Origin of the sequence: Halorubrum sp. SS7, from assembly GCF_005435055.1 — an archaeon.
In the GTDB taxonomy this organism is placed as follows: domain Archaea; phylum Halobacteriota; class Halobacteria; order Halobacteriales; family Haloferacaceae; genus Halorubrum; species Halorubrum salinarum.
The window spans coordinates 1-224 of the sequence record NZ_SGXV01000697.1 but is presented as its reverse complement, the minus strand read 5'-3'; the positions used below and the strand labels follow the sequence as shown (position 1 = coordinate 224).

Here is a 224-nt window from a genome sequence, read left to right as displayed (position 1 = left end):
ATGACAGATCCGGTTCCGGTCGCGGTTCCTCGCAAGGGACGCCCGCTCGAGGCCGTCTTAGAGCGGGTCGCGGCCGTCGCGGACGACGACCGCATCGACCGGCTCGCGGACACCGTGAGCAACACGCTCCGGTACGAGAAGGCCGTCACGAAGGGCGCGGGCGACGCCGACGACGGTCCCTACGAACGGCTCGCCGAGTACTCTGACCCGACGACGGAGGCGAA

At 69.6% G+C, this 224-nt stretch carries 1 pseudogene; it reads left to right on the top strand.

Going from position 1 to position 224, the window contains the following annotated elements:
• Positions 1-224, top strand: a pseudogene (locus EXE44_RS19630) (hypothetical protein); the annotation flags it as partial.